The organism is Clostridium sp. UBA5119 (genome assembly GCF_002414285.1).
Taxonomy (GTDB): domain Bacteria; phylum Bacillota; class Clostridia; order Clostridiales; family Clostridiaceae; genus Clostridium_J; species Clostridium_J sulfidigenes.
In genome coordinates this window covers 23029-30121 of the sequence record NZ_DHYX01000055.1, presented here as the reverse complement: position 1 = coordinate 30121, position 7093 = coordinate 23029, and the positions used below count along the sequence as shown (strand labels likewise).

At 33.6% G+C, this 7093-nt stretch carries 10 protein-coding genes and 1 pseudogene; all 11 read left to right on the top strand.

Features of this window, described 5'->3' with window-relative positions; translation table 11 throughout:
• A pseudogene (locus tag B2671_RS08660) lies at positions 1 to 259 on the top strand (choline TMA-lyase-activating enzyme); the annotation flags it as partial.
• Between the two features lie 39 nt (positions 260 to 298).
• Positions 299 to 652: a BMC domain-containing protein gene (locus B2671_RS08655; RefSeq protein WP_035134859.1), complete on the top strand. Its 354-nt coding sequence runs from the start codon at positions 299 to 301 to the stop codon at positions 650 to 652.
• Positions 649 to 1095, top strand: coding sequence for a EutP/PduV family microcompartment system protein (locus B2671_RS08650; protein ID WP_346870052.1), 447 nt, complete (start codon positions 649 to 651; stop codon positions 1093 to 1095). The genes B2671_RS08655 and B2671_RS08650 overlap by 4 nt, the downstream gene beginning before the upstream one ends.
• Before the next feature lie 139 nt (positions 1096 to 1234).
• The gene (locus tag B2671_RS08645; RefSeq protein WP_346870051.1) at positions 1235 to 1915 is read left to right on the top strand and encodes a cobalamin adenosyltransferase; all 681 of its coding nucleotides are present in this window, start codon (positions 1235 to 1237) and stop codon (positions 1913 to 1915) included.
• Positions 1897 to 2742, top strand: coding sequence for an ethanolamine utilization protein EutJ (eutJ, locus tag B2671_RS08640; protein ID WP_035134865.1), 846 nt, complete (start codon positions 1897 to 1899; stop codon positions 2740 to 2742). Before B2671_RS08645 ends, eutJ begins: the two co-directional genes overlap by 19 nt.
• An 18-nt stretch (positions 2743 to 2760) precedes the next feature.
• Complete coding sequence (locus tag B2671_RS08635) at positions 2761 to 3063, top strand: BMC domain-containing protein (RefSeq protein WP_035134867.1); 303 nt, start codon at positions 2761 to 2763, stop codon at positions 3061 to 3063.
• Positions 3060 to 3323 carry a EutN/CcmL family microcompartment protein gene (locus tag B2671_RS08630; protein ID WP_035134869.1) on the top strand — a complete coding sequence of 88 codons (264 nt, stop codon included), beginning with the start codon at positions 3060 to 3062 and terminating at the stop codon, positions 3321 to 3323. Before B2671_RS08635 ends, B2671_RS08630 begins: the two co-directional genes overlap by 4 nt.
• Positions 3324 to 3401: 78 nt before the next feature.
• Positions 3402 to 4064 carry a cupin domain-containing protein gene (locus B2671_RS08625; protein WP_346870050.1) on the top strand — a complete coding sequence of 221 codons (663 nt, stop codon included), beginning with the start codon at positions 3402 to 3404 and terminating at the stop codon, positions 4062 to 4064.
• Between the two features lie 17 nt (positions 4065 to 4081).
• Complete coding sequence (locus B2671_RS08620; protein WP_346870049.1) at positions 4082 to 4759, top strand: BMC domain-containing protein; 678 nt, start codon at positions 4082 to 4084, stop codon at positions 4757 to 4759.
• Positions 4760 to 4793: 34 nt separating this feature from the next.
• The gene (locus tag B2671_RS08615) at positions 4794 to 6392 is read left to right on the top strand and encodes an acetaldehyde dehydrogenase (acetylating) (RefSeq protein ID WP_346870048.1); all 1599 of its coding nucleotides are present in this window, start codon (positions 4794 to 4796) and stop codon (positions 6390 to 6392) included.
• Positions 6392 to 7042: a phosphate propanoyltransferase gene (locus B2671_RS08610; RefSeq protein WP_346870047.1), complete on the top strand. Its 651-nt coding sequence runs from the start codon at positions 6392 to 6394 to the stop codon at positions 7040 to 7042. The genes B2671_RS08615 and B2671_RS08610 overlap by 1 nt, the downstream gene beginning before the upstream one ends.
• The last annotated feature ends 51 nt before the right edge of the window (positions 7043 to 7093 follow it).

The window sequence follows — 7093 nt, the reverse complement described above, 5'->3', positions numbered from 1 at the left end:
TATGCCTTTACTTAAAGGTATAAATGATTCACAAGATGAAATTGAAAAGACTATGGAGTTTTTAACACCATACAAAGATTATAAAAATTTTAAAGGGATTGACTTACTTCCATATCATAAGATGGGGGTAAATAAATACAATCAATTAGGAATGGAATATCCTATAAAGGATGATCCAAGTTTAAAAAATGAAGATTTAGATAGAATAGAAGGATGGATTAAAAATTACGATTTACATGTAAAAGTAATCCGTCATTAAATAATTTTCAAATAGATAATAAGATGGAAGGTAAGGTTTATGGGAGATTTTCTTGATAGAAACATACAGCGTGTTATACAAGAGTCAGTGCCAGGAAAGCAGATTACAATAGCACATATCATTGCATCACCTATGTCTGATATATATGAACGTCTTGGAATCGATGAAAAAGGAGCTATAGGGATTTTAACTCTTTCTCCATATGAAACTGCAATTATAGCTGCAGATATTGCTACAAAGTCTTCTAATGTTGAAATTGGGTTTCTTGATCGTTTTACAGGTTCTGTTGTAATAAATGGTGATGTTCAAAGTGTGGAAACAGCACTTGGGGCAGTAAACGATACGTTAAGAGATATGCTTGGATTTACTCCGGCGCCCATTACAAGGACATGAGAAAAAAGCGCATAATGGTAATTGGACCTTCAAGATGTGGTAAAACCACATTAGTTAATGCCTTAAATAATTATGATGGTCCGCTAAAACGAACACCAGATTTAATTTATGGTAAAAATACTATTGATGTCCCAAGTGCTTATTTAGAAAATTCATGGATGTACAAGCATATAATAGCAGCAGCTCAAGATGCATCTCATGTGCTTATATTGGTTGATCAGTCTAATTGCAATGAAATATACTCCCATGGATTTGCAAAGTCTTTTAGATGCCCGGTGATTGGAGTTATTACAAAATGTGACTTGATACCTGAAAATGAAGAAAAATGTTTACGACAGCTAAAGAACATAGGAGTATCAAAGCCATATTTTAATATTAGTTTTCCAATGGGAACAGGAATTGATGCTTTGAAAAAGTATTTATCCGATGACTACCCGCTCTAATACTCCCAGCTTCTATCAAAGTGGGAGATAAGGGCGGCTACGTCCCTGGATAACGATTTCTAAGCTTCAGGTGGAGCGAAAAAACTCCACCTGAAACTAAGAACTCTGTTTATTTGAAAAAGGTGAGGAGTAAAGGTCAATGATGAAATTTATTACCGAAGAGTATTTGAGAGATTTATATCGAAAAGAACCTTTTAATACCTACAAGTTACAACAAGGACAGCGCCTTACACCTGGAGCAGCTCAATATTTGTCTGATAAAAGAATAACAATGAATAATGATGATTCTAAAAAAGATAAAAATGTTTCTCAAGAAAATAAGACTGAAGCAGTAAAACCAGAGAGAAACACTAATTTATATTTGAAGAAACTTTGTTGTAAGTTGAAATCTATGGAGGCAGTATTTCTTGTTACTAGTAGTGAAATATTAAGAGAAGATATCATTTTAGCACAAAATGTTATGAATTTAGGTAGAAAAATATCAAACATCAGAAATGTTGTGGAAGGAAAAGGTGTTCTTGAGTCTATTTACTGCAAAGAATGCACTGGAATTAATCCATTAAATTTCATGACTGACCTTGATGATTGTTTTGAAATAACAGAATTTCATATGCAGCTTGAAAAAAGCAATGCAATTTTAAAAATGAACGCACTACGTTGTGCTATGCGAGAATTACAATTTGATATAATTGATACCTACAAAAATGATGATGACGGTTTAAAAAATAGAATTATGGAGAACACTAATTCAATAATTAATTCGCTGTCTCAATTGATTTGTTCAGCAGTAGGAGGAAAAGAATGTCAAAGAAAAAATTAACTTTTGAATATTGTGATAAGATGGTTCAAGATTTTGAAGAGGTTATAGAAAAGCCAATCCTTAACGGTTCTTCTGTTTATTATACAGGTGTGGACTTAGGTACTGCTTGTGTAGTTTTGGCTGTTTTAGATGAAAACTATAAGCCGGTGGCTGGTGCATATAGGTATGCAGATGTGGTTCGTGATGGTATGGTTGTAGACTATATTGGTGCCATAAGAATTGTTAGAGAACTTAAGCAGGAAATAGAGGAAAAATTGAATACAGAGCTTCTTTATGCAGCTGCTGCAATTCCACCTGGAACAGATGCTTTAGATTCTGGAGCAATTAAAAACGTAGTTCAGTCAGCAGGATTTGAATTGACAAATCTGTTAGATGAACCTACTGCTGCCAATGCTGTACTTAAAATTCAAAATGGTGCAGTTGTTGATATCGGTGGTGGTACAACTGGAATATCAATTTTAAAAGATGGAAAGGTTGTTTATGTTGTTGATGAACCAACAGGAGGTACTCATTTCTCATTAGTTATTTCTGGTGCTTATGGAATGCCTTTTAAAGAGGCAGATAAGTTTAAAAGAAATAATGAAAATCACAAGGAAATTTTACCTGTGTTAAAGCCAGTAGTTGAAAAGGTGTCATCAATTATTAACCAGCATATTAAGAATCATGATGTGAATGAAATTTCTTTAGTTGGTGGTACTTGTTGCTTAACTGGAATTGAAGAAATTATTCAGAAACAGACTGGAGTTTATACTCACAAACCTAAGAATCCTATGTTTGTTACACCACTTGGAATAGCATTAAGTTGTACACAAGATATTATGGAATAATAAGGAGAGTGTTTTAAAGTGGATTTTAGAATTATAAAATCACCTTCCCAGAGCACTAAAGATATTCTTATAAGACGGATTGGTGGAAATTGTAAAACCAAATTAGACGGTGTTGATGCAATAGGACTTGTTCAAGGCAAACTTATCGATATGATATATGCTACAGATATTGCTGAGAAAAGTGCTGGTGTCACTGTTGAAGATATAAAGGGCACATGTCCTCAACACATGGTTTTAATTGGAATTTTTGGCGACACATCATCAGTTGAATCTGCAATAAATGAGATTAAACTGAAAATGAAAGAAGGAAAAACAATATGATAGTAGCAAGACTTATTGATAATGTATGGGCAACTAGAAAAGCTGAATCACTTAACGGACTTAAGTTTATGCTTGCTGAGGAAATTGGTGGAGTAGATGAAGGACGTAGATTTATTGTTGTTGATAATATCAGTGCAGGTATTGGTGATAGAGTTATCGTTAGTACTGGATCATCTGCTCGTAGAATGTTAGGCGATGATAATATACCTGTAGATGCAGTTGTTGTTGGAATAGTTGATAATGATTGCAACTTTGGTTAAACACAATCTTTCTTAAAAATAATCATAGGATTTTAGGTTTTTTATAGATACCAATATTATTTGAAAGGAAGTGAAAATATGAAAAAATTAATCTGTGCAAAAGATATTGAACAATTAATATTAAAGGGTGAAAAAGTATTTTATATAGATGGTAGTGAAATAATTACACCATCAGCTAAGGATCTTGCAAAGAACAATGAAATACTATTTACTACAGAAGCTCCTGTACCTAAGGTAGAGACTTTAGAAGCTAAAAAGGTTCCAAGCATAGAAGTTATGGATAGTGAAATGATGCTTAATTTCTTCAGAGCAATGATGGACAAGGGTCTTTTACAAGAAATGCTTGAATGCTTAAAACCAAAGAATCTTCTATTTGAAGCTGAAAGTGATCTTAATGGACTTAAAGTTGTTAGAGGAAAAACAGTAAAAATGGACGTATTCGACACTGGAAATCCAAATGCAAAAGCTTATTTTCAAGAGTTAGTAAGCAAAGAAGAATCAAAAATGAGTGCTGGATTTTTAGTTATTGAAAATTCAAAATTTGATTGGGAATTAACTTATGAAGAGATTGACTATGTTATCGAGGGAACTTTAACAGTTGAAATCAATGGAAAAACATATACAGCTCATGCTGGAGATGTGCTATTTGTTCCATCTGGTTCTAAAGTAGTTTGGGGTTCTCCAGACAAAGCAAGGGTATTCTACACAACATATCCAGCTAACTGGGCAGATCTTTTATAAATTAGGGGGATTGACCTATGCAAGCACTTGGTTTAATAGAAACAAAAGGATTACTTGCATCTATTGAGGCAGCTGACACAATGGTGAAATCCGCAGATGTAAGTATTATTGAAAAGACCTATGTAGGTGGCGGTCTTGTTACAATTGCAGTTACAGGTGATGTAGGTGCAGTAAAAGCAGCTATAGAAGCTGGAGTAGCAGCTGTTAAAAATCTTAATGAAGAAGCTTTAGTATCAGAGCATGTAATTCCACGTCCTCATGAGGAGTTGGAAAGCATAATTGGATCTAAATCTTCAGTGGAAACTCAAGAGTTTTTAGTATCTGATGAAAAAGTTGAAGAACCTAAAGAAATTCAAGAGACTCAGCAGATCCAAGATGCAGAAGACTTAGAAGTTATAGAAGAAATTCAAGATACTGAAGAAGTTGAAGAAATTCAAAATAATGATGCTTTAGACAATGATTTAGATAAACTTCATAAAGGAAGTTTAGAGAATCTACATAAAGATGATGTAGATAATTTAGTTATTAAAAATGGTATTGAAAAAACCGTTTTAATATTATCTAAGCTAAAGGTAGTTAAGCTTAGAAATCTAGCTCGTGAATATAAAGATTTTGGAATTACAGGTAGAGTAATTTCAAAAGCAGGTAAAAATCAATTGCTTGCCAAATTCAAGTTGTATTACGAGAAAAATTAGATATTGTAAGGTTTACGAAAGGAAGTAATGACCAATGGAGAACTTTGATAAAGATTTACGTTCAATACAAGAAGCGAGAGATCTTGCTAGACTTGGAAAGGTAGCAGCTAATAAAATTGCTGATTATACTGAAGAGCAAATCGATAAAATTTTACGTAACATGGTTAGAGTTGCAGAAGAAAATGCAGTTTGTTTAGCACAAATGGCAGTTGAAGAAACTGGTTTTGGTAAAGTTGAAGATAAAACTTTTAAAAACCATTTAGCAGCTACTATACTATATGAATCAATTAAAGATATGAAAACTATCGATATAATTAGAGAAGATGAGGTAAACAAGCTAATAGAGATTGCTGAGCCAGTTGGTTTAGTTATGGGTATAGTACCTTCAACAAACCCAACTTCTACTGCTATTTTTAAAGCTATGATTTCAATTAAATCTCGTAATGCTATAGTATTCTCACCACACCCATCTGCTGCAAAATGTACAATTAAAGCAGCTCAATTAATGCACGATGCAGCTGTTGAAGCTGGTGCACCAGAGAATGTTATAACATGTGTAACTTCACCTTCAATTGGAGCTACAAATGAGTTAATGAAAAGCAAAGAAGTTGCTATAATAATAGCTACAGGTGGTCCAGGAATGGTTAAAGCTGCTTACAGTGCAGGAAAACCAGCTCTAGGTGTTGGTGCAGGAAACTCTCCAGCATACATAGAAAAAACTGCCAATATAGAACAAGCTGTTAGAAATATTATGGCAAGTAAAACTTTTGATAATGGTACAATCTGTGCATCAGAACAATCAATAATCTGTGAAGAATGTAATGAAGCTACAGTTATTCAAGAGTTCAAAAAGCATGGTGGATACTTCATGACTAAAGAAGAAACTGATAAAGTTTGTAAATTATTATTCAAAAATGGACATGCGATGAATGCTAAATTTGTAGGAAGAAGTCCACAAGTTATTGCAAGTGCTGCAGGAATTGAAATTCCTCAAGGAACTAAAGTACTTATAGGAAGACAAAACGGAGTAGGTGAAGGTAATCCATTATCATTTGAAAAACTTACAACAGTTCTTGGATTCTATACAGTAAAAGATTGTTACCAAGCATGTGATTTAAGTATTGAATTACTTCAAAATGGAATTGGTCACACAATGAGTATCCATACTGAAAATAAAGATATAGTTATGAAGTTTGCTAAAAAGCCAGCTTCTCGTATCCTTGTTAACACTGGTGGAACACAAGGTGGAACAGGTGCAAGCACAGGTCTTAATCCTTCATTCACTTTAGGTTGTGGTACATGGGGAGGAAGCTCAGTATCTGAAAATGTTACTCCTGAGCACCTTATAAACATTAAGAGAGTTGCTTATGGTTTAAAAGATTGCGCAACATTAGCATCTAATGACCCAACTTTCAACTGTATAAAAACTGCTGAGAATTGTCACAGCGTACAAAATCAACTTATGAATATGAGTCCAGCTCAAATTGCAGCAGCTGCAGCGGCTTTAAATAAAGATAACGCTTGCGTTAACAATACTAATACTTGCACTGAATGCAATACTAATAGCACAAAAAATGAAGAGATTTTAGACTTAGTTAACCAAATAGTTGCCGCTATGAAAGGGGCAAACTAATGGATAATTGTGAAGCAGTATTAAAACTTTTACTAGAAGCTGTGAAAAACGATGGACAAAAAACTGCATCTCAGGGAAATTCATCTGAGATTCCAGTAGGAGTTTCCAATAGACATGTACATCTTTCACAAAAGGATTTAGAGAGTCTTTTTGGTGCAGATTACAGCCTTACAAAACTTAAAGACTTATCTCAACCAGGTCAATATGCATGCAAGGAACTTGTAACAATTTGCGGACCGAAAGGTGCAATCGAGAAAGTTAGAATCCTTGGACCTGTAAGAAGTAAGACTCAGGTTGAAGTATTAAATGGAGATTGCATTAAACTTGGAGCAGCATCAAATGTAAGACTATCTGGAGATTTAAGCAGAACACCTGGAATTACATTAGTAGGACCAAAAGGTTCTGTTCAAATTGAAGAAGGCTTAGTAGTTGCACAAAGACATATTCACATGACACCTGAAGATGCTAAAAACTTAGGAGTTTGTGATGGAGATATAGTATGTATAAAATTTGACGATTTAAGAGGCGGAATATATAGTAATGTAGCTATTAGAGCTAATGATGCTTCAAAACTTGAATGTCATCTTGATATAGAAGAAGCTAATGCAATGGGCATTAACTCAAAGTCAAAAATAACAATAGTAAAGTAAAAAAGTAACAAAATAAGTGGTTATAATTAAAAATTATAATATAAATAAAAG